Consider the following 21506-nt stretch of genomic DNA (forward strand, 5'->3'; position numbering starts at 1 on the left):
TCTCGTTCTGTCTCACTGTTATAAGTATACTTTTAAGTGAAATTCAACTCTCTCTAATTTATATTATGACGGGGGCACTAAACAGGAAGTTATAGTTAGAGGACTACTTATACCTCTATTCTATATCGATAGTTACTATTTTTGCTGTTTTCAACATCGATGTATTTTGTGCTATATTCGATAACGTCATTTATATATAACTCATTTGCTTTTGCAACCTCTTTAATTGCTTCTAACAACTCTTTATCATATGTTGTTTTGTAATGTGCCCGATCCTTCGGCCGCTGATCCTTAGTAAAGGTTATTTCCTCACCGTTATCCAAGAAGTTTACAAAACCACTTTCTATTAGATAATTAACATGTGTATTATTGTTCTTCGCTAAAATCGATAATTCATCAATCAATGCTTTACTTATCGTTGTTCTAAATTTAACTCTACTCATATCTGTAGTTTGCTGTAATTTTCCATTAACAAGTTTCCACATTTATATCACTCCAATTCTAAAATTTGTTGACCTGTGATAGTGTGTTTACACATTCTATCTTTTTTGTATTGTATAAATAGACCTTCTGAATCATCATAAATGATAGACGCAAGTTTTGGAAGTTCGTGTTTTCCTTTTACCCAAACCCTATATATAACTTTGTTCGATTTGGTTTTTTCGCTCGTGATTTCTGTTCTTAGATCCCAATCTTTTAATACTTGATAGAGCCCTTGTGCAAATAAATTACTTGCTGTAGTTATATTCATGACATATCCGCGGTCCTGAAACCAACCATCTCCATCAATTACACCTCTAACAAACGCAGGTAAATATTCAGTCGGTACAATAGGAAAAGGTGTAGAATATGATTTGTTTGGTTTAATGCCCATTTGCTCCAAGTCTTCTTTGATGACTTTTGAATTAATGATTAACATTGGAGTTGTCCTGGTACCTGTCGGCGCTGCAATTCGTGGTTCGGCACCCATTAAGTGTGCAACTTTGTGGAGTATCTCCTCATCTTTTTGGGATAGATAAACACTATGCACTTTTTTATTGATTGTACCATCAGTTATGACCAACCCTAATACCCATGCCATTTCATGTGACCAAGTCTTAAAAAAGTCTTCGTTCACTTGGTGTATGCGCGGACGTCCCACAGTATGTTTTATTTCAACACCATGTTTTTTTAATACGTACTTAATCCCACTCGCAGTTAAGCCGATAATCGAACAAAGCTCTGTATACGTCAATCCACTATTGTACAATTCAATGATCTTTTCATCTGTTATACCCGGATTTCTCGCCATCTCTCTTCCCCCCTACTTCCATTGTACAAACTCACGTTCTTATTTTCAATCAATATGAAAAACTCTCATAATGGATTGTTATTAGTGGAATGGTCAAAACATGCACATGCTATGGTATAATGGTCATAAAATGAAAAAGGAGGAAACTAATATGAGTGAGCAAAAATTTGAGTTAATCCTGAATGAACTACAAAAGATCAGCACACATGTATCACATTTGGACGAGCGTGTTACTCAGATGGATAATCGTTTTTCTGAAATAGATGAACGTTTTTCTGAAATGGGTGAACGATTCACTGAAATGGGTGAACGATTTACTAAAATGGACGAACGTTTTTCTAAAATGGACAATCGTTTTTCTAAAATCGAAACAGAACAACATCGTCATGGCGAACACATCCAACAACTTATTCAAATTGTTGGAGCAACCAATAACAGGCTTGAAGCCTTCCAACAAGATACAACAGCACGTTTTGATCGTGTAGATCGCTCACTCCGTTTAGTAGAATCAGACCTTGACCTAATCCTCCAAAAATCGAATAAGCATGAAAGAGAAATTAATCGATTAAAACAAATCACTTATGAATAAGATAAACATAAAGCCCACTATGAATACCTTATAAATTGGTATCATCGTGGGCTGTTTTTATTTTCTTTACATCTTAACGCTTCGTATAAACAACTCTCTCACTATTTTTCAACTCTTCAATGGATGCAGCGCCGACGCCGAACATTGCTATGCGTAGCTCAAGCTCCTTCGTTTCCATCACTTGAATCACGTCTTCAACGGATTGAGTAGCTTCTTTCAGTATGGATCTACCGAAACCTACGACATCAGCACCTAAAGCAATCGATTTAGCTGCATCGAGCCCTGTGTACATGCCGCCACTTGCTACAATCGACTGATTGCCAATCTCTTCTCGGACCGATACAATACAATCTACCGTCGGATTGCCCCAAACACTGAATGTTTCAGCCGCAGCGCGTTTAATTGGATCATTAGAACGATACTTTTCAACTTGGCTCCAAGAAGTTCCACCGGCTCCAGCTACGTCAATAAATGAAATACCAACGTCACATAGCTTTTTAGCCGTTTGACCGTCAATACCCCACCCTACTTCTTTCACACCAACAGGCACACCTACTGTTTTTGTAAGTTCTTCGATTTTCACTAATAAATCCTTGAAATTCAAATCACCATTCGGTTGAATGACTTCCTGGATGCTATTCAAATGCAACACTAACATGTTTGCATCCGACATTTCGATGATCTGACGGCATTTGTCGACTCCGAACCCGTAATTTAATTGGACAGCACCCAAATTCGCGATAATCGGAACGGATGGTGCATACTCCCTAACTTGGAACGAGGAGCGATGTTCATCGCTTTCAATGAGTGCTCGCATGGATCCAAGAGCGAAAATCCAGCCTTTCTCTTCTGCAGCAATCGCTAAATTTCGGTTAATCGTCTCAGCGAATGCAGCCCCTCCAGTCATCGAGCTGATCATGAAAGGTGTTGGTCGCTTAAGCCCTACAAACTCGCTTTCAATTGAGATTTCAGGAAAATCGATTTCAGGAAGTGCATTATGTATGAAATGCACTCTTTCTAATCCTGTTGTTATTTCATTACCAGTCACTTTTTCATTAAGCGTTATTTGTATATGTTCCGCTTTCCGTTGGTTAATTGAATCTGTCATTCACATCTTCCCCCTTTCACAAACCATAGCTCCATCAGTCGCAACTTGTAGATCCAATGGTTCGATTAAAGCTTCTTTCCAATCTTCTTTTAAGGACTCACTATCTTGTCCATTCTTTATAAATGCAATTCCGCAATCTCCGCCACCCGCACCGGAAGTTTTTCCGACACCGTATTTATTGGCAATTTCGATTAACTGCTTTAACTTCAAAGTTTCAATTCCAGCATCCGATTGTTCACATATTTGAGCTAGAGCATTGCGGTTCATCTTAAGGCTTTGTAATGAAAGATTGGTGTCTTCTTCGGCAAAGCTATTTACCAATGAGGATACTGCCTCCCCACTCGTCTTTATGAAATCTTGATAGTCATCGGGATTTGTAGTTTTATAATCCTGGATCCGTCGTATCATCCCGGAAGTCCTCATCTCGCTACCAGTCCACCCGATATACAATCGTAAATCTTCAGGTGGTGTAATCGTTTGGATAATTAGACCAGGCCAAGGTTCTTTGACAAGTGTATACGCGTTCACTTCCTCTAACAACAGACGCGTATTTAACCAATCGCCATAAAACGGGCTATAGAGCAGCCAGCCTCCATACGTGGATGCAGCGATATCGGCGCATGACCCATTTCCTTGTGTTTTAAAATGAGCCATTGCTGCCAATTTGAAAATCATTTCTTTGGATGATTGGACACCGGCTTCTTTTTGACTTTCAAGGATGGCAGTAACAACAGCAACGACAACCGCTGCACTTGATCCAAGGCCATATTTTTTACCCGAAACGTCATCCAATTCACTTGTAATTGATAAATTGAATGGCAACGGTCTAACTCCTGATTCAACGATATAATGGTGACAAATTTTCACCGTATTTTGAATGAAATTTAGTTTTGGACCCGTTACATTAAAGGTTAATTTCTGACCTTCAGAATTCCATGTAATGCCCGAATAACCTAATTGGGGAAGATCAATTTGATTTTTTTCGCTTTTTTTTACTTCCGCAAACACATACCTGTCAACAGCAACAACGATACATTGTCCATCGGGTTCAAGAACCGCATATTCTCCAGCGATAAACAACTTTCCAGGTACACGGATTTTATGATATAAACTGTCCATGTGAATACGCCCTTCATTCAGCAATATAACTTACTCCCGGTCCGGGATGACAAACAAACACATCTTGGACGCTTGGGATTTGCTGCATACTCATTTTAACGATTTGTTCATCCTTCGGTTGGCAAATCACTTTGACATTCGGTCCGGCATCAATCGTGAAGTACGCCTGAATACCAGAGTCCCTTAGCTCTTGCACCCGGTGCATGACATCTAATGTAGCTCCCGTCCAATAGAAGAAAGGTGGGTTCGAACCCAACATCGTTGCATGCATTTTCAGTGCATTGTGTTCAAGAACAGTTCCTAACTTCTCGAAATCCCGTTCTTGGATTGCCTCCCTTGTAAAGTGCAAATCAGCGTCAATTGTTTCCAACCATCCAGAATAAAATGCAGAGGTCTCTACAGTTCGCTGCATACCTTCCCTGCTTAACACTTTCTTCGGCTTAGGTTCCACCATGACAGAAAGGATGCTTACATCCCATTGAGATTCATCGATAATCTGCTCTGCAAATGAATCTGTTCCGTCCTCTAAAACTCCTTTGTTCCACTCCACAAATCCGCCATAGATAGACCTGCATGCTGAGCCGGAGCCGAAACGTGCAATCCTTGAAAGGTCTGCACCGCTATAGTTCAATCCAATTGCTTTTGTTGCAGCTGCCGCCAAAGCGGCAAAACCAGATGCAGACGACGCAAAACCTGCTGCAGTGGGGACATTGTTTATGGATTCGATAACCGCATATTCACTTCGCCCCGCCTTTTCACGGATCAAATTCAGATATCCGGATATTTTACCAGTTTCTTGCCCATCCATTTCGCTTCCGTTTAAGATGAATGAATCAGCCATTAAATCCTCACGAAAAGTAACAGATGTTGTTGTATAAAACTGATCCAGTGTTATCGAAATGCTATTATTCATCGGCAAGAACAATTGTTCGTTTCGTTTTCCCCAATATTTGATTAAGGCTATATTTGTATGAGCCCTTGCTGTTATTTTCATTTAAGTCCTTCCTTTCACCCTTTAAGGGGCGGATTGTTTGGAATACTTGTCCAAACTTGAAATGCACCTGCTTCAATTAGTGCATCTGAAAGTTTGGCTGCATGCTGTTCGTCTTCGGCTAATGCAAGAATACAGCCTCCACGTCCTCCGCCGGTCAACTTCGCACCTAATGCGCCATGGTTTTTCGAAGCTTCAATTAGATGATCCAGTGTTTCATCACTGACACCTAATCGTCTTAGTTCAATTTGCGCGAGGTCGAGGCACTTCCCAACCCCAGCTATTTTTCCCGATGATAAATAGCTCTCGCATTCATATGTATAGTCTTCAAGTAAATCGATGGAATTACGGGCCATTTCCGGATTTTTCAAGTAAAGATCGCGAATTCCATTAACTGCACTCCTTGTATCACCGAACTTACCTGTGTCAGCAACAACCAAATAAAGCGGATGATGAAACTCTAACCTTTTTACCGGTCTCCCTTTTTGGAACCATATCGGGCAATCGTTTGTTGTTGCCTCCATATCGATACCACTTGGATTTCCATGGGCATGTGTCTCAGCGATTTGGACAAGATGCATTTGAACATCATGTCGTAATGGGGTATCGAAATAGTTAAAAATTCCTTTTACGATTGAATGAGCCACTGCAGCACTGGATCCCAAGCCTCGTCCGGAAGGAATGGTTGACTCAATAGAGATACATATTTTTGTCTGTATAGTGTTCAGCAAAAGCAACGTTTCTTGTACGCATGCCTTAATGCCAGATAGTTCTTCTGGCACCTTTGATAAAGGACCACTGAAATACCTGCTTTTGAACATTATTTCATCATCGTTATTCTGTTCTTCAATTAACGCTGTTACGCCGACATCGGAAAATGGGAGTGCGATGGCTGGCTTATCATAAACAACTGAATGCTCCCCTATCAAAATCAATTTGCCATGCGCCTTACCTGTAGCTTGTCTGAACATGGATGTTCCTCACTTCTTATCTTCAAAGTTAAAGTAAATGATATTTACTTTTATCATTATAGAATACAGGCCTTTGTTTTTCAGCTTTTTAAGCTTATTTTCGAAATGAATTCATGAATATAAATGCTGATGATAAATATGAAAAAAGCAAGCCCTAATAGATAGGCTTGCCTTTTGGTTTCAATTTATTATCCGTAAATGATCAAACACCCATTTTTCTTCTATTTTGGCTTACTTTTTTCGCTTGCTGGCTTTTCATCTTAGGTGTTTGCTGATTCGATGAGTTAGTTGTTTTTTGGGAAGCGTTATTATTTTTCTTTGCTTCAAGCTGTTGTTTTACAGCTTCCTTTAAACTGATTTTTTTCTTTTCGTTTGTCATTAGATCCTCCTGCAAAAAGAATTTTTGGTTACTAAATTGTACCACTCTCTCCAAATTTCTGTCTATAGAAAACTGTTAGCTATGTTCCGAATCTTTTCCCTTTCTTTAGTAACAACCAAATAAGGACAAATGTTGTGAATGCCACCATTTCAAGAGACAGTATATACAATGGATAAGGTCCAAGAAAGTCAAGTATACTACCGTTTTGCGGTTTCATTCGCAAGAACATGTAATTTCCATCGACTACAAAATTTACAACAAGAATAACTGGTAAAATCACATTCAGAAGAATCATAGTTTTTAAAACACCTCTAAATGTCGGTACATACCCCTTCACCCAAACGAAATAAAGACCGGTCAAGATTATTCCGGTATGTGTATAGAAAAAATGGAAAAACCGGAAGTGAGGAAAATTCAAGTCTAATACAGGAGTAGCAATCGCTTGAATGGCACCGCCAATCCCCGCGAAAACAACGAAGTCGATTAGATGCCTATTCCCTGTCCACAGCAAAGTAATTGTCACAAGTAGTGAAATGCTGCATAACTCCAACGGTAAAGAATCGTCCGCTGCCCATCTCCCACTTGTAATCAACCATATATGATACGTAATCTCCATTACTAATAGCGATCCCGCAAAGAGCCGCTCATAGATTTTCAACTGGTTTTGCCTGCCGCCTAACTTACCACGTTGCCAGAACAGAAATATAATTAAACAGAATATAATCAGGATGGTAGCAAAGTGGATGGTGGAAAACAGTTCGAAAGAGTTAGATATATCCCCCAATATAACTCTCCTTCCATTATTTATTTCGCCATTATATCACATAATTAATGAATATTACGTAATCATCAGACTAATGTATGTATGTTCAACACATACTATTTATAGTAGTTGTAAATTGAAAGGAGATTTTATAATGGTGCAACAAACATCACAACAAACAACGGAACAACAATTTCAGCAGGAGAAAAAACAAATCCTTCAAAAGTTACAAAGTGCATCGCAAACGATTCAGCAGATGAGCACTCTATTTGATGCACAATCTGTTAAACAGGCACAGCAGCAATTGCAACAGGCTTCACAGCTTTTGAACCAAACTCAGGCGCAGGCAGCCTCACAGTCACCAACAAGCCATCAACAGCAACTGGAACAAGTACGTAAGCAAATCGATCAAGCAGCGCAAACCCTCCAACTCATTGAAACATTAAACGTGGGAAATCAAAGCTTTAAAAAATAAAAGTGAATCCTTGGTCAAAACCAAGGGTTCACTTTTTCACTTTGTACGATTATTTTTAGCCTTCATTTTATTTGCCTTTAAAACGGACTCGACTGCATCTTTTATCTCTTGGTAGCCGGTACATCTACAAAGATTGGACTGCAACCACTCTTCAATTTTTTTCTCATCTGCATCCGGATGCTCATTCACAAGTGCATGGCAATTCAATATGAAGCCAGGTGTGCAGTACCCACATTGAATAGCCCATTGCTCCACAAATGCTTCCCTTATCTCCGAGTGTCTTATCCCTTCAATTGTCGTTATTTCGTCGTTTACCGCTTCTATTGCCAATGTCAAACACGAATGCATTGGCTTTCCATTTACTAAAACTGTACATGCCCCGCAATCTCCATTACCACACGAGAGTTTGGCACCTGTCAACCCCACTTGTTCTCGTAGCGTGTCTAACAGTGTATCAGCGGAGCGAATCATTACGTCGTGCGAGGTCCCATTCACAAGTAAAGAAACAATGGTATATTTGCTTGTATTTGAACTAATCATAGATTGCCCTCCAAAATCATGTTCATTTCGGTCAATACTTTACCGAAAGTGAATTGCCTAAAGCCTTTTGATGATAGACAGTCATCAAGTATAGGTGAGGGCAGTTTTGCAATAGCATCGTCGATCCTTTGTTTGTCATCCAACGTTCTATCATTTAGGATGCCTTCGATAACGGATGAACGAAATGGATAATTGTCTAGTCCACTAAATGCAATTCGGATGTTTTCATCTTTCATCATGGCCGCCAAACTTACGATTGGATATCCAACTTTCGTAATACGCGTACGTTTTATGCTTGTATAAGGCAGTTGGAGATTATCGACAGGCACTTTGATTTGCGTTATAAATGTCCCTTCCTTCAAATCAATGTTTGCTATTCTCTCTATCGGAAGCTCTTCCATTGTTTTTGGACTGACAACCGTAACAACCGCATCCGTCACTAACAGAGGCAGTATCCCTTCCCTGTATCCTAATTTACTTACAATATTACCGCCAATCGTAATCTTGTTTCTCGACGTGTGGTCAGCTATGCGTCTCACCGTTTCACTCATTAAAGGGAAAAGGTTTGATTCGATTAGTTTATTTAACGTAACCGTTGCGCCTATGATAAGCATATCACCTTGAATTCCCAATTCATTGCATTCCGGAATTCCTTTTAAGTCAATGACCGTGTCCGCGGTTAACTTGCCGCCTCTTGCAAATGTAATGACTTCAGTTCCACCGGAGAAATAAACAACCTTTTTACCCAACTTCCATTCACTTGTATATGTTTTTATTGCCTCTTCTATCGATTCAGGCTTGAAATATTCAAAAATGAACGGGATCATAGATCTTCCTCCCTTGTCTGCCATATCAATTCAGGAGTTAATGGAAGTTTATTCAGCTCTGTCTTAGTTGCCGCCGAAAGACTGTTAGCCAATGCGGAAGCAGCTCCAATCACTCCATATTCTCCAATTCCCCTCGCACCGAATGGCCCATCCACTGAAGGTGTCTCAACGAATTCCACAATATATTCTTTCGGCTGGTCACCAAAGCGCATTAATTGATACGTCCGGAAATCGGGGTTTTGGATGACACCTTTATCATTGAACTCGAATGATTCACCACTTGCTATGCTTAAGCCAAGGAAAATTCCACCTCGCATCTGCTGGGTGGCAGTCATAGGGTTAATGATTGTGCCGCCATCCATTACAGTTACGGCTTTCACGATTTCATACGTAAAATTCTGTTCATCCCATTCGATTTCTACTGCTTGTGCACCGACAGACCACCAAGGACCCGGATCACCGAACCCTGTTTCTTTATCCATTTCCGTTAATTGTTTCTGAACATGAACCCCTGTTCCGATTATTTGTCCGCCAACTGTATGCCCGTTCGGGTATTTATATCCAAGAGCAATTGTTTTTATATCGATTCCCTTATTAGGATCCGATTTCAGATAAACCCTGCTATTCCCGACATCCAAGTCATTCTCTGAACATTGAAGCGCTACAGCTCCTATTTTCTTCAGCTGTTTGATAGCGTCATCCGCCGCCGCCAAAACAGCATTTCCAGCAAGAAATGTTGTACTACTTGCTACGGTACGCCATTGATGTGGATTGTATTGGGTATTTACTTCCATCGTTACAAGTATATTGTCTATATTCATCTTCAAGCGTTCCGCAGCAATTTGAGCTAATATCGTCTTTGTCCCTTGCCCTAATTCCACAGCAGCGCAACTTAACTTGACTGACCCATCAGGTTCAAACAACAATACAGCTCCAGCCTGTGCATTTGTAGATGTTGTTGATGTTTTCCAAAATAGTGATACACCTTTTGCACGGACCTTGCCGTCTTTTGTAACAGAAGATTGATTGCCATCCCACTCAATCAACTCTTTTGCTCTCGTCATACATTTAGCGGCATCCCCGATATTGTTTTCATTCAAAACGGATTGCGTTGGGGTGGAATGACCGGGCTTAATGGCATTCATCAACCTGAATTTTATTGGATCCATATTCAATTGCTTCGCGAATTGATCCATCGTGCGTTCTATGGCGAAAGTGAGCTCCGGATGACCGTATCCCCTAAAAGAGGTCGCATAAGGGTGATTCGTATACATGCAATAGGAATCGCACCAAACGTTCGGGATGTGGTAAGGCCCCGTACAATCAAGCGCTGCGGCCCGGGTGATACCTGCTGCCTGATCAGAATATGCTCCTGCTTCTATCAAAAATGTATACTGGCCTGCCTGTAGTTCCCCTTTTTCATTGACACCCAATTTCACAGTTGCACTAAATCCAATATGACAAGGAGCAGTCATCATATCCTCTTCACGTTCATAATGCAGTTTTACGAGTTTTCCTCCAACTGCATTTGAAGCCAAATAGGCAAGCGGCTCTAATTGAACTGCACCTTTCCCTCCAAATGCACCACCCAACATCGGGATATGGACGATTACTTTTCCAACTTCTATATTGAAGAATTGATTGAAAATCTTTTTGATTGTAAAAGGAGATTGACTTGTCGAATGGACAATGACCCTTCCATCGGGATTGATCTCCACAGTAGCCGAGCGCGTTTCCATCGCTGCGTGATCTGAAAGGTTAAATGAATATGTAGCAGTAATTGTATCTTTGCAACTTGCCCACGCTTGACCAAAATCGCCTTTTCTAATTTTAATATGACTCGCAATATTCGTACCTGGTACGGGATAGACATTGTCAATGATTTTTGTATATTGACCTAATTGTTCATGAATAACAGGTGCATCACTTTGAAATGCTTGTTCAAGAGAATTGACGACAGGTAATTTCTCATACTCAATGATTATCTTATTTGCTGCTTGCTTTGCTTGGTAGGGATAGTCCGCAACGACAATTGCGACCGGTTCGCCATAGTAGCGAACTTTATCAAAAGCAATTGGCGGGCGATCTGCAAGGATTGGGCCAATCGGAAAAGGAAAAGTTTCTCCAGTTACTATCGCTCGGACACCAGGCACTTTCCACGCCTCAGTAGTATCAACTGATTTAATACGCGCGTGAGCCTCCTTACTTGTCGCAATCTTTGCATGTAACATCCCCTTCAACAATTTATCTCCAAGGTATTTGACATTACCTGTAGATTTTTCTACTGCATCAATTCGTTGTTCGGCAGTACCAACTGTTTTTCGAAACACTTTCTGCAAAACCGTTTCCTCCCTCACTAAATACCAACTAAATCTTGACTATTAGTTATTTTTGCCAAGATTACCCTCATTTATAATACGTTTTTCGAATAAATCGACTACTATTGGATGAAACTGTCTAAAGAAATCTATGAAAAAGTATAGTTGAGGTGAAGAATGATGGGTTTTATCCCACAAATGATTAAAACTATTAGTACAACCGACGAGGCCATCGTCCTTGCACAGATTGTACACGTAGAGGGTTCTGCATACCGGAGAGAAGGGGCATGGATGTTCTTTACGGAAAGCGGTAATAGAATCGGTTTACTTAGCGGTGGGTGTCTTGAAGCCGACCTTCAATACAGGGCAAGGGAACTCTTTCATACAGGGCAAGTGCAAATTTGCGAATTCGACTTAAGTTCCGAAGATGACCTTGGATGGGGGCGAGGGGCTGGATGCAATGGGGTTGTGACCGTTCTGTTGAGGGATGTTGACTATGAATTCAGGCAAGGCCTTCTGTTTCTCCATGACCAGTTACAAAAAAAGCAATGCGTTACATTCATGCAAGAAATGTGGGGAGATTTTAACTACCGCTTTAGTAGTGAAACTTTCCATTCCGGAACGTTACAGAATAAAATGATCAATGAAACGATGCGTCCTTTCCAGCAAATTGCTGGACGAAGATGGATTGAAGATGAGCCTTTCTTTTATCAAGCAATTTGGCCGGAACCTTCCCTATACCTATTTGGCGCGGGTGCGGATGCAAGGCCTTTTGCAGCAATGGGCGCGAAAGTTGGCTATAGCGTACACATTTGTGATTGGAGACCGTCTCTTTGTTCAGAAGACCACTTCCCTTTAGCCGCCTCTCTCCAAATAGGCGTTATAGAAGATTTGCTTAAGAATATAATGTTCACTCCGATTGATTCGGTTGTTATTATGACACATGATTTTCAAGTCGATAAGCTAATTTTAGAGAGGATCAAAGATGAACAGTTACTATATGCAGGTTTATTGGGATCGGAAAAAAGGACGAAACGGTTATTAGGAGAAGACATCCCTAGTTGGCTTCATTCCCCAATCGGTATTTCGATTGGCGCCGAAGGGCCAGAGGAAATCGCAGTAAGTATCATTTCGGAAATGATATCCGTCAGAAGGAGTGCCGCCATATGGCCATCGTTGGCATCTATTTAGCAGCTGGCCAAGGCATTCGTATGGGGGAGAATAAATTGGCACTTCAAGTCGGAAAGATGTCACTTGGAAGTTTAGCACTCGATACAGCAATCGATTCATCTTTAGATCAAATCTACGTTGTGACAAATGCTGAGGACGACCTTACATGGATTCCAAGCCGCATGAAATCACATGAAAAATGTACAATATTACCTTGTCCGAATTCCTATGAAGGGCAATCAGTCTCATTACAATGCGGCATCAAACACGCTTCTGAAAATGGTGCGACCGCGGCAATTGTTCTTTTAGGGGACCAACCTTTCATTACAAAACTGATGATTGATGAAATGATTAATTGCTTTAATCAGAATCCTGACAGCCAGTACGTAGCTACAGCTTCACAAGACGGAGTGATGAAACCGCCCATCCTCTTCTCCTCTTCCCTTTTCGAGACATTACTGAATATACAAGGGGATATGGGAGCGAGAGAAATTTTACGCGGAACGTTGTTCAATCAAGGTAAACGTGTACCGTGCAAGGATCATCGACTATTATTCGATGTCGACACACCAGAAGATTATCATTCGTTGCTTTCATATTTCCCGATAGGTTGATATTAAAAACGACTCCTGTTTGACAGATTACCCTTGTCAAACGGCAGTCGTTTTTATGATTTTCCCTTCTTCTAGGAAAATAATTCTATTCCCTAACTTTTCAGCTTCGTCCATATCATGTGTAACAATTATAAACGGGATTTTCCATAACTCATGTATTCGCAGTAATTCATCCTGACATTCGGTGCGAGTCTGTTTATCCAGCGCTGATAATGGTTCGTCAAGTAGTAAAACAGATGGCTCCGTCGCCAATGCCCGAGCAAGTGCCACTCGCTGTTTTTCCCCTCCGGAAATCTGATGGGGGTACTTCGACCATAAATGCCGTATACCAAGCACATCAAGAACCTTCTCGATGGTTAAGTTTTGTTCTTTTTTCTGAAGACCATAATATATATTCTTTCCAACGGTCATATGTGGAAAAAGGGCATAATCTTGGAACAGATATCCAACATTCCGGACCCTTGTAGGCATCCATTGGTTATGATTATAGAAGACATTATTACCTAAACTGATCTTTCCAGAATCAGGTTTGATCAGCCCTGCAATACTGTCCAGTATCGTCGTCTTCCCTGAACCAGATGGGCCAAAGAGGACTACTTTTTCATCCCCCACGGAAAAGTCTACTTCCAAATCATAATGAAATAATTCTTTTTTTATATGTACGTCCAACATTCAATCACCTACTTTTGTCCGTCGAAAAGCGTCTCATATTTCTTTTACTCCACCAATTTAGCCACATAATCGTACTAAAACCTAATGCAACAATAATGACAACCCAGAAAGTAGCCTGCTCCATTTGACCGGATTCGACAGCAAAATAGATGGCCATTGGAATAGTATCCGTCTTACCAGGAATGAAACCTGCCAACATAAGCGTTGCACCAAATTCCCCAAGTCCTCTTGCAAATGATAATACAAGTCCAGCTAACAAACCTGGCCAAGCAAGAGGGAATGCGACAGTCCAAAACACTCGCCATTCGGAAGCCCCCATCGTCCTTGCAGCATTTTCAAGCCGACTATCAAGACTTCCAAAAGCGGCGGTAGCACTTTGATACATTAACGGAAATGAAACGACGATTGAGGCAATAACAGCCCCTATCCAAGTGAATACTACTTGAAAGTCAAACCATTCAAGTAACCAACTCCCTATCCAACCTTTTTTTCCGAATAGAACAAGAAGGGCAAATCCTACTACGGTTGGCGGAAGAACAAGCGGGAGCATGAAAAAGGATTCGATGATGCTTTTTCCAAAGAAACTTTTCCTTGTAAATAAATGTGCAAAATAGACACCTGTCAAGAATACAATGGAGGTCGAAATGGCCGCCACTTTCATTGATAAAAATAGTGGTGAGTAGTCTATGCCATCCACATTGATACCTCCCCTTATGGATCACTTGAATCCATATTTTTGTAAAACGGCTTTCCCTTCTTCACTCGTTAAAAAATCAAGGAAAGCTTTTGCTTCCTTTTTATGTAAGGAATCATTAATAATTGCTCCCGGATAAGAAATCGCTTCATGCCATCCATTGTCCGCTTCAGCAAGTACTTTTACTTTATCAGTTATTACTGCATCACTGGAATAGACGACAGCAAAATCTACATTACCCATCTCAACATATGTCAATACTTGACGGGCATCTGAACCCATGACCAGTTTACTTTGCAATAGATCCCATAGACCAAGATGATCGAAGACTTGCTTCGTATATCTACCTACCGGGGCACTAGTTGGTTCTCCGATTGCCAAATGCAAAATCTCTTCAGGTCGAATCTGTTCAAATGATTTTACAGTTGTTGAATGGTCCTTATGGGTGATTAAGACTAGAGAATTTGATGCAAACTCGACCCGTGTCGATTCATCAATAAGTCCTTTTGTAGCAATGGCATCCATGTCTTTGGAGCTTGCAGATAAGAACATGTCGACTGGGGCTCCTTGGGCAATTTGGTTTGCTAACTTACCGGAGCTGCCCAGATTGAATGTCAATCGAACGTTTTTATTTTCAGTTTCGTAGGCCTCTTTCAGTTCATTTAGGACATCTGTTAAGCTGACTGCTGCTGATATCATAATTTCAGGCTTGTTTTTTTCCTCGGAGTTAGAACAGCTTGTTAACGTCGCGATGAATAGCACTAACAGTAAACGATAAATAGTTTTTTTCAATACAATAGCTCCTTTAAAGCTAATAGGTTTACATAATCCTTTTATGGGTAACTCGTTATTTTTTTTCAAGATAATCGTAATGCATTGTCGGGTCTGGTTCGTGCTTATCGTATCTCAGTTTCAATAAATCGAACATATGTGTAAACACGACTTTCAATAATGCGTAACCTGGAATACCAAGAACAACTCCGGCCACTCCGAATAGTGACCCCGCTGTCAATAGAACAAAGATAATCGTAATGGGATGCACATGTAAAGATTTACCCATAATTTGCGGTGATATGAATTTCCCTTCAACGAATTGAACAATTGTCCAAACGATAGCTAATTTCACTAACATTAATGGTGAGGCGACAATAGCGATGATGACCGCTGGCGTAATTGCAATAATAGGTCCCAAATACGGAACAACGCTCGTAAACATTGCAAGTGCACCTAATAATAATGCATATTTCATGCCAATGATGAGGAACCCGATAGAGACCATTATTCCGATACAGATGGCAACAAGGATTTGCCCTTGAATATAAGCACTTATCTGATGATCGGCATCCCTCATGATATCTTCAGCATCATCGCGAAGACGAGGAGGCAGCATACTTTTGATCATGATAGGTAACTTTTCTCCATCTTTTAGTAGATAAAAGAGGATGAAAGGAACCGTGATGATAGCCAAAACGAATCCAGTCAACGCAGAGATGAATGAAGTAATTCCCGAAGCTATTCCACCAACTGTGTCGGCAAAGAATTGACCGATATTCCCTAAACCATTATCTAAAAGCTTATTAATATTAATATCCATTTCAAGATAATAGGATGAAAAGATAGAGGTCCTTAAAAAGGAATCGATATTTATAAGCATTTGCTTAAAATACGTCGGAAATTCTTCAATCAAATTGGCAAACTGGCTTCTCAAAAATGGAAATACAAGAAAGACTAATAAGGTAAGCAAACCTATCAATCCAATGAAAATGATGAAAATCCCCCATACTCGTGGTATTTTCAATCGCTCCAAAAAGCGCAGGATTGGTCGTAGCAAATAGTAAGCGATTGTCGCAAGTATGATCGGCAATACAACTGTGGAAAAAAACACTCGGATTGGATAAAAGATAAAATCGACTTTGCTGTAAACTAAAATGATAAGTCCAATCAGAAGAATTGAAAGGAGTATGAATAATGTCGCCTTTCCACCTAAGAATCGAATAATCCAAGGCGTTTCCATGTTATTAGGTATTGTTTGTCCCGTTGTTTTTGGCTTACAAGGATCCATATTCTCTCCTTCCTCTCTCAATCAATTTTCATATTTAAAAAAGCGGAAAGCGCCTCTTTATTCTTCTCCACGTCCACTTCGATAACAGAACCTGCATGTGAATAGGAAGCAAAACGATACGTACCTTCAACAGGTACCGTCATTGTCTTTAAGTCAACCTTTCCTTTCATAAGAAGGTTGAGCGCCTTTGAGATTTCATCTTTTGCGGTTAAATCTGTTTGGATGAAGCCTGAAATCGCACCCGATAATTTAGGGACGTGACGAATCATTCCTGGACGCAGTGCCTCTTCTTTTACAGCTGAAATGACTTCCTGCTGTCTCGCAACCCTTCCGAAATCCCCTTCGGCATCTGCACGGAATCTTGCGTATCCAAGGAGTTCTTTGCCATTAAGTTTCTGTTTACCGGGCATTAAAGTAACTCCGATTTTTTCATGCATTTCTTTTTGCACATCGATCTCAATACCTTTCGGAAACGCAATATCGATAATCGATTCGAAATTATCAAAGTCCACGATGGCATAATGATGAATTGGAATACCGAACATTCCAGTGATCGTGTCCTTTGTGGATTGCACCCCATTTAGATAGTACGCCGTATTCAATTTGTATGACTTGTAACCAGGTATATCTGCATAGATATCACGCATGAACGAAACGAGTCGGATTGAACCCGATTTTTTATCCCATGATAAAACCATCATTGTATCGGTGCGGGATTTACCACTGCCATCATTATCGATGCCTAACAATAAGAAGTTTTCAATAGATGGTTTTTTCGGATCCACAACATCACCTGTAAAAGGACCTGGATCGATTTCATTGCCACTTGCTATCTTTTTCCCTTCTTTATATTGAAAATATGAAAAAAGGCCGATTGCAATGAATGCGATGAATAAAATAGTGATAAACAACCTGCCAATCCGTAATTTCTTTCTTCTACGTCTACTACGAACTGGTCCTTCGTATTGGTCTTCTTTCAAATCCGATTCCTCCAAATAATTATGTCACCTATAGGGACGACTCGTGTCAAGCACGGGTTCCGTTTTACTCATAAGTATACCATGTTAATTTGTCATTGTAGCGGCTGATTCCCCAATCACGAGTCAATCTACAGCATAAGCTATGTTGAAGGTGGTGGTATAAATGGGACGTGAATACGGGAGAGGAAATAATTCCTCCTTTGCTTTGATAGTAGTGCTTTTCATCCTGTTAATCATTATCGGTGCTAGCTATATGTACTATTGATTTCCTGATTATCTAAAAACGCACAACCACTCATTGGCACCTTTCGGAAAGATTGCTCTTCTGTTTGCCTGCAAACAGAAAGACAATCTTTCTTTTGATTTGTTTAAACAAAACCGTATAGGACTATGATACAATTTTCCTCGAAAGGGGTTGTGCATAATGACAGAGAAGAAATTAGAGAAGGCCACTTTTGCTGGAGGTTGTTTCTGGTGCATGGTTAAGCCGTTCAAAGAATGGGAAGGCATCCATGATGTTGTATCGGGTTATATGGGCGGCCATGTAGAAAATCCTACATACGAAGATGTTAAGCGTGGAGATTCTGGCCATTTGGAAGTTGTGGAAATCACATACGACCCTTCCCTGTTTACGTATAATGAATTGCTGGATTTATATTGGCCACAAATTGATCCTACAGATGCCGGCGGACAATTCCATGACCGTGGACATTCATACACGACAGCTATTTTCTACTATACCGAAGAACAAAAAGAGGCTGCGGAACTGTCGAAAGTCAAACTTGAACAAAGCGGTAGATTTAGCAAGCCAATTGTAACAGATATAAGGCCAGCGGAAACGTTCTACCGTGCTGAGGAATACCATCAGGACTACTATTTAAAAGAAAAGGCTCATTATGAAGAAGACCGTGCCAAATCTGGACGCGATGAATTCATAACTGAAAACTGGAAATGAGAAAAAACCGGATCCTAAAGGTCCGGTTTTATTTGTTTACTGTTTTAACTTCCCGATCACCAATCAAAAATGTTAAGAAAATCATGGCAATGAATAGTAGGAATAATATCATTAAAGTATAATGATGATCCCCAGTTAAATCGTAGATGAGGGCGATGAGCATTGGCAGAAAACCAGCCATTATAAATCCCCCTGTTTGCATCATTGATGTCCACGCATTTGTATCATCTGCTGTAACAGTTTCATCCAATGGAAATAGCAAGGCGATTGGAAATAAACCTGCAAGTGGCACCCCCATGAAAAATGCACTAATCCAAAGTAATAAACTTACACCCGTCCACATTAGACCAATTGCAACTAAACCCATTCCTAAAAAAAACAATAGCCATAGCTTCCTCTTTGGAAAACGTTCATAGATAATAGGAAAAAAGAGGTTCAATACAATTTGAATTATTGTTACAAGACTTAATAGTGAACTTGCCTGTACAAGTGACATTCCAGAATCCAATGCAATTGGCACGAGCCAAGTAATAATAGAAAAAAATGCGGAGGCTTGAAGGCCGAAAAACAATAGGAACAGCCATGCTTTTTTATTACGCCATGGCGACTTAGGTTCAGTTTTCAACATCTCATCTTGTTGCTTCACTTGTCTTTGTACATTTTGGGAAGCCTTCCAAAAAAATATACCTACTACTGCAAATACAGCCCATATCGCAAGGGAAAATGAGTAGGAATTGGTATATGAGAAAAATACCGCTGTCAACCCTGCACCAAGTGTTGAACCGACCCCCATGCCGAAAGAGTAGATGCCGATAACACTTGTAGCGCGTTCCGGAAAGTTTTGTTTAATCATAGCAGAAAGGAGTGGACCAATAACGGCAATTGCAATCCCTATTAATATTGCAGAGAAAACTAATGATATGTAATTCGAATAAACTCCTCTTAATGCAGTTGCCGCCCCAATGATGATGAGCATCAAATACATGGAATTACTTAAGCCGATTCTACGGTTCAACCAAGGGGACAGTAGAGCAAACAGCCCCATGCAAAACACCGGCAATGCAGTTAATAAACTAACTTGTGTATTCGTCAATATCAGGTCTCTCCTAATAATATCTAACATCGGACCGATTGACGTAACTGCAGGTCTCAGATTTAAGGAAACGACAAAAATGGTGGAAATTAATAAAATAACTTTTTGTTTTGATTGTCTCTTCATCATTAGTGAACTCCTTTTTAAACTTCCGTAACCATCATACGTGAAACAGCTTAAAAAAGTGCGGATAACGAATTGAACACAATACCATTAATGTGTGGATTCATGCTATAATAGGAGCATTGTGAACAAGGAGGATTTTTATGATAGCAGTCAGTAATGTAAGTCTTCAATTCGGTGACCGTAAACTGTTTGAAGATGTAAATATACAGTTTAACCCGGGTCATTGCTATGGTCTAATCGGTGCAAACGGTGCTGGAAAATCGACATTCCTTAAAATATTGTCTGGTGAAATCGAACCGCAAACCGGAAATGTCATCATGAACAAAGATGAGCGCCTCGCTGTCCTGAAACAGAACCACTTCGAATACGAAGAAAATGAAGTGCTCGATACGGTCATCATGGGTCATAAACGTCTATATGATATCATGACCGAAAAAAATGCAATTTACATGAAAGAGGATTTCTCTGATGAGGATGGCATGCGTGCAGCTGAACTTGAAGGTGAATTCGGCGAATTGAACGGATGGGAAGCTGAGTCAGAAGCGGCAATCTTGCTACAAGGGCTCGGTATACCTGAATCCCTTCACCATGTGAAAATGGCGGAGCTTACAGGTTCAGATAAGGTGAAAGTTCTTCTTGCGCAAGCGCTATTCGGAAAACCTGACGTCTTGCTACTTGACGAGCCTACGAACCACTTGGACTTAAAAGCGATTCAATGGCTTGAAGAGTTCCTTATTAACTTCGATAACACTGTTATCGTTGTTTCGCATGATCGGCACTTCTTGAATAAGGTATGTACTCAAATTGCGGATCTTGATTTCTCTAAAATCCAACTTTACCCTGGAAACTATGATTTCTGGTATGAATCCAGCCAATTAGCATTAAAAATGGCTCAAGATCAAAACAAGAAAAAAGAAGAAAAAATCAAAGAATTACAAGCCTTCGTTGCACGTTTCAGCGCGAATGCATCAAAGTCCAAACAAGCGACATCAAGGAAAAAAGCTCTTGAAAAAATCGAATTGGATGACATTCGACCTTCTTCCCGTCGTTATCCATTCGTAAACTTCCAAATCGGGCGTGAAATCGGTAATGATGTATTATCGGTTCAAGGTCTTTCAAAATCACAAGACGGAAAAGTGTTGCTCAAAGACGCGACATTTACGATGGGGAAAGAAGATAAAATAATTCTTCTTGGAAATCCTTTAGCAAAAACAGCACTTTTAGAAATTCTTGCAGAAGAATCCCAACCTGATGAAGGATCATTTAAATGGGGAATTACCACATCGCGTGCCTACTTCCCTCTTGATAACAGCGAGTATTTTGAAGGCAACGAAGCATCATTAGTTGAGTGGCTTCGTCAATATTCTCCGGAAGATCAGACCGAAACATTTTTACGCGGTTTCCTTGGTCGTATGCTCTTCTCAGGTGAAGAAGTTAAGAAGAAACCATCTGTCCTTTCTGGTGGAGAAAAAGTTCGCTGCATGCTATCGAAGATGATGTTGACAAATGCGAACGTTCTATTGTTAGATGAACCGATGAACCACTTGGATTTGGAATCTATCCAAGCACTTAATAATGGATTGATCGCATTCAAAGGTGCAATGCTATTTACATCACATGACCAACAATTCATCCAAACTGTTGCAAACAGAATCATTGAAATCCGTGAAGACGGTACAATTTTCGACAAAATGATGCAATATGATGAATACTTGGAGTGGAAAGAACAACAAGCAGTGTCAAATTAATCTTAACCGCGTTCCTCATTA

General features: G+C 40.3%; 24 protein-coding genes. 7 read left to right on the forward strand and 17 right to left on the reverse strand.

What is annotated here, in order from left to right:
• Window positions 1–107 precede the first annotated feature (107 nt).
• A complete protein-coding gene (locus NSQ43_RS10965) occupies window positions 108–485 on the reverse strand; it encodes an rRNA methyltransferase (protein WP_339250137.1) in 378 nt (125 codons plus the stop codon).
• Between the two features lie 5 nt (window positions 486–490).
• Complete coding sequence (locus tag NSQ43_RS10970; RefSeq protein ID WP_339250139.1) at window positions 491–1291, reverse strand: LAGLIDADG family homing endonuclease; 801 nt, start codon at window positions 1289–1291, stop codon at window positions 491–493.
• 151 nt (window positions 1292–1442) lie between these two features.
• On the opposite strand from NSQ43_RS10970, the gene NSQ43_RS10975 reads away from it, so the two are divergent.
• The gene (locus NSQ43_RS10975; RefSeq protein ID WP_339250141.1) at window positions 1443–1880 is read left to right on the forward strand and encodes a hypothetical protein; all 438 of its coding nucleotides are present in this window, start codon (window positions 1443–1445) and stop codon (window positions 1878–1880) included.
• A 73-nt stretch (window positions 1881–1953) separates the two neighbouring features.
• Here the strand turns inward: NSQ43_RS10975 and fni are convergent, their stop codons facing one another.
• From fni to NSQ43_RS11005, 6 genes are all read right to left on the reverse strand, one after another.
• Window positions 1954–2988, reverse strand: a complete 1035-nt coding sequence (gene fni, locus NSQ43_RS10980; protein WP_339250143.1) for a type 2 isopentenyl-diphosphate Delta-isomerase — start codon at window positions 2986–2988, stop codon at window positions 1954–1956.
• Entirely contained in the window at window positions 2989–4107 is a 1119-nt protein-coding gene (locus tag NSQ43_RS10985) for a phosphomevalonate kinase (RefSeq protein ID WP_339250145.1), read from the reverse strand.
• A 13-nt stretch (window positions 4108–4120) separates the two neighbouring features.
• Entirely contained in the window at window positions 4121–5101 is a 981-nt protein-coding gene (gene mvaD / locus NSQ43_RS10990) for a diphosphomevalonate decarboxylase (protein ID WP_339250146.1), read from the reverse strand.
• A gap of 14 nt (window positions 5102–5115) precedes the next feature.
• Window positions 5116–6069 carry a mevalonate kinase gene (gene mvk / locus NSQ43_RS10995; protein WP_339250147.1) on the reverse strand — a complete coding sequence of 318 codons (954 nt, stop codon included), beginning with the start codon at window positions 6067–6069 and terminating at the stop codon, window positions 5116–5118.
• Window positions 6070–6271: 202 nt separating this feature from the next.
• Window positions 6272–6448: a hypothetical protein gene (locus NSQ43_RS11000; protein ID WP_339250148.1), complete on the reverse strand. Its 177-nt coding sequence runs from the start codon at window positions 6446–6448 to the stop codon at window positions 6272–6274.
• 79 nt (window positions 6449–6527) lie between these two features.
• Window positions 6528–7232 (reverse strand): TIGR02206 family membrane protein, encoded by a 705-nt coding sequence (locus NSQ43_RS11005; protein WP_339250150.1) that lies wholly within the window; start codon window positions 7230–7232, stop codon window positions 6528–6530.
• Window positions 7233–7365: 133 nt separating this feature from the next.
• Between NSQ43_RS11005 and NSQ43_RS11010 the strand changes: the two genes are divergently transcribed.
• Window positions 7366–7686 carry a hypothetical protein gene (locus NSQ43_RS11010; protein ID WP_339250152.1) on the forward strand — a complete coding sequence of 107 codons (321 nt, stop codon included), beginning with the start codon at window positions 7366–7368 and terminating at the stop codon, window positions 7684–7686.
• 36 nt (window positions 7687–7722) lie between these two features.
• Here the strand turns inward: NSQ43_RS11010 and NSQ43_RS11015 are convergent, their stop codons facing one another.
• Genes NSQ43_RS11015 through NSQ43_RS11025 form a run of 3 tightly spaced genes read right to left on the reverse strand, consistent with a single transcriptional unit; the run spans window position 7723 to window position 11383 of the window.
• Entirely contained in the window at window positions 7723–8226 is a 504-nt protein-coding gene (locus NSQ43_RS11015) for a (2Fe-2S)-binding protein (protein ID WP_339250154.1), read from the reverse strand.
• Window positions 8223–9053 (reverse strand): FAD binding domain-containing protein, encoded by an 831-nt coding sequence (locus tag NSQ43_RS11020; RefSeq protein ID WP_339250155.1) that lies wholly within the window; start codon window positions 9051–9053, stop codon window positions 8223–8225. Before NSQ43_RS11020 ends, NSQ43_RS11015 begins: the two co-directional genes overlap by 4 nt.
• Entirely contained in the window at window positions 9050–11383 is a 2334-nt protein-coding gene (locus NSQ43_RS11025; protein ID WP_339254883.1) for a xanthine dehydrogenase family protein molybdopterin-binding subunit, read from the reverse strand. The genes NSQ43_RS11020 and NSQ43_RS11025 overlap by 4 nt, the downstream gene beginning before the upstream one ends.
• Before the next feature lie 165 nt (window positions 11384–11548).
• Here NSQ43_RS11025 and NSQ43_RS11030 point away from each other — a divergent pair, with 165 nt between their 5' ends.
• Together NSQ43_RS11030 and NSQ43_RS11035 are read left to right on the forward strand one after the other, a co-directional pair.
• Window positions 11549–12562, forward strand: a complete 1014-nt coding sequence (locus tag NSQ43_RS11030) for an XdhC family protein (protein ID WP_339250157.1) — start codon at window positions 11549–11551, stop codon at window positions 12560–12562.
• Entirely contained in the window at window positions 12538–13155 is a 618-nt protein-coding gene (locus NSQ43_RS11035; RefSeq protein WP_339250159.1) for a nucleotidyltransferase family protein, read from the forward strand. The genes NSQ43_RS11030 and NSQ43_RS11035 overlap by 25 nt, the downstream gene beginning before the upstream one ends.
• A gap of 36 nt (window positions 13156–13191) precedes the next feature.
• On the opposite strand, the gene NSQ43_RS11040 is transcribed toward NSQ43_RS11035, so the two are convergent.
• From NSQ43_RS11040 to NSQ43_RS11060, 5 genes are all read right to left on the reverse strand, one after another.
• Window positions 13192–13827: an ATP-binding cassette domain-containing protein gene (locus tag NSQ43_RS11040; protein WP_339250161.1), complete on the reverse strand. Its 636-nt coding sequence runs from the start codon at window positions 13825–13827 to the stop codon at window positions 13192–13194.
• 4 nt (window positions 13828–13831) lie between these two features.
• Window positions 13832–14524: a molybdate ABC transporter permease subunit gene (gene modB / locus NSQ43_RS11045; RefSeq protein ID WP_339250163.1), complete on the reverse strand. Its 693-nt coding sequence runs from the start codon at window positions 14522–14524 to the stop codon at window positions 13832–13834.
• Window positions 14525–14545: 21 nt separating this feature from the next.
• The gene (gene modA / locus NSQ43_RS11050) at window positions 14546–15313 is read right to left on the reverse strand and encodes a molybdate ABC transporter substrate-binding protein (RefSeq protein ID WP_339250165.1); all 768 of its coding nucleotides are present in this window, start codon (window positions 15311–15313) and stop codon (window positions 14546–14548) included.
• Window positions 15314–15368: 55 nt separating this feature from the next.
• Entirely contained in the window at window positions 15369–16535 is a 1167-nt protein-coding gene (locus NSQ43_RS11055; protein ID WP_339254885.1) for an AI-2E family transporter, read from the reverse strand.
• A gap of 65 nt (window positions 16536–16600) precedes the next feature.
• On the reverse strand, window positions 16601–17563 hold the full coding sequence (locus NSQ43_RS11060) for an LCP family protein (protein ID WP_339250167.1): 963 nt from the start codon (window positions 17561–17563) through the stop codon (window positions 16601–16603).
• Between the two features lie 163 nt (window positions 17564–17726).
• Between NSQ43_RS11060 and NSQ43_RS11065 the strand changes: the two genes are divergently transcribed.
• Both NSQ43_RS11065 and msrA read left to right on the forward strand, forming a co-directional pair.
• Window positions 17727–17828, forward strand: coding sequence for a YjcZ family sporulation protein (locus tag NSQ43_RS11065; protein WP_339250169.1), 102 nt, complete (start codon window positions 17727–17729; stop codon window positions 17826–17828).
• A gap of 159 nt (window positions 17829–17987) precedes the next feature.
• Complete coding sequence (gene msrA, locus NSQ43_RS11070) at window positions 17988–18518, forward strand: peptide-methionine (S)-S-oxide reductase MsrA (protein WP_339250171.1); 531 nt, start codon at window positions 17988–17990, stop codon at window positions 18516–18518.
• A 28-nt stretch (window positions 18519–18546) separates the two neighbouring features.
• Here the strand turns inward: msrA and NSQ43_RS11075 are convergent, their stop codons facing one another.
• On the reverse strand, window positions 18547–19740 hold the full coding sequence (locus NSQ43_RS11075; protein WP_339250173.1) for an MFS transporter: 1194 nt from the start codon (window positions 19738–19740) through the stop codon (window positions 18547–18549).
• A 137-nt stretch (window positions 19741–19877) separates the two neighbouring features.
• On the opposite strand from NSQ43_RS11075, the gene NSQ43_RS11080 reads away from it, so the two are divergent.
• Window positions 19878–21485 carry an ATP-binding cassette domain-containing protein gene (locus tag NSQ43_RS11080; RefSeq protein WP_339250175.1) on the forward strand — a complete coding sequence of 536 codons (1608 nt, stop codon included), beginning with the start codon at window positions 19878–19880 and terminating at the stop codon, window positions 21483–21485.
• Window positions 21486–21506 lie beyond the last annotated feature (21 nt).

It is taken from the genome of Sporosarcina sp. FSL W8-0480, assembly GCF_037963765.1.
Classification (GTDB): Bacteria; Bacillota; Bacilli; order Bacillales_A; family Planococcaceae; genus Sporosarcina.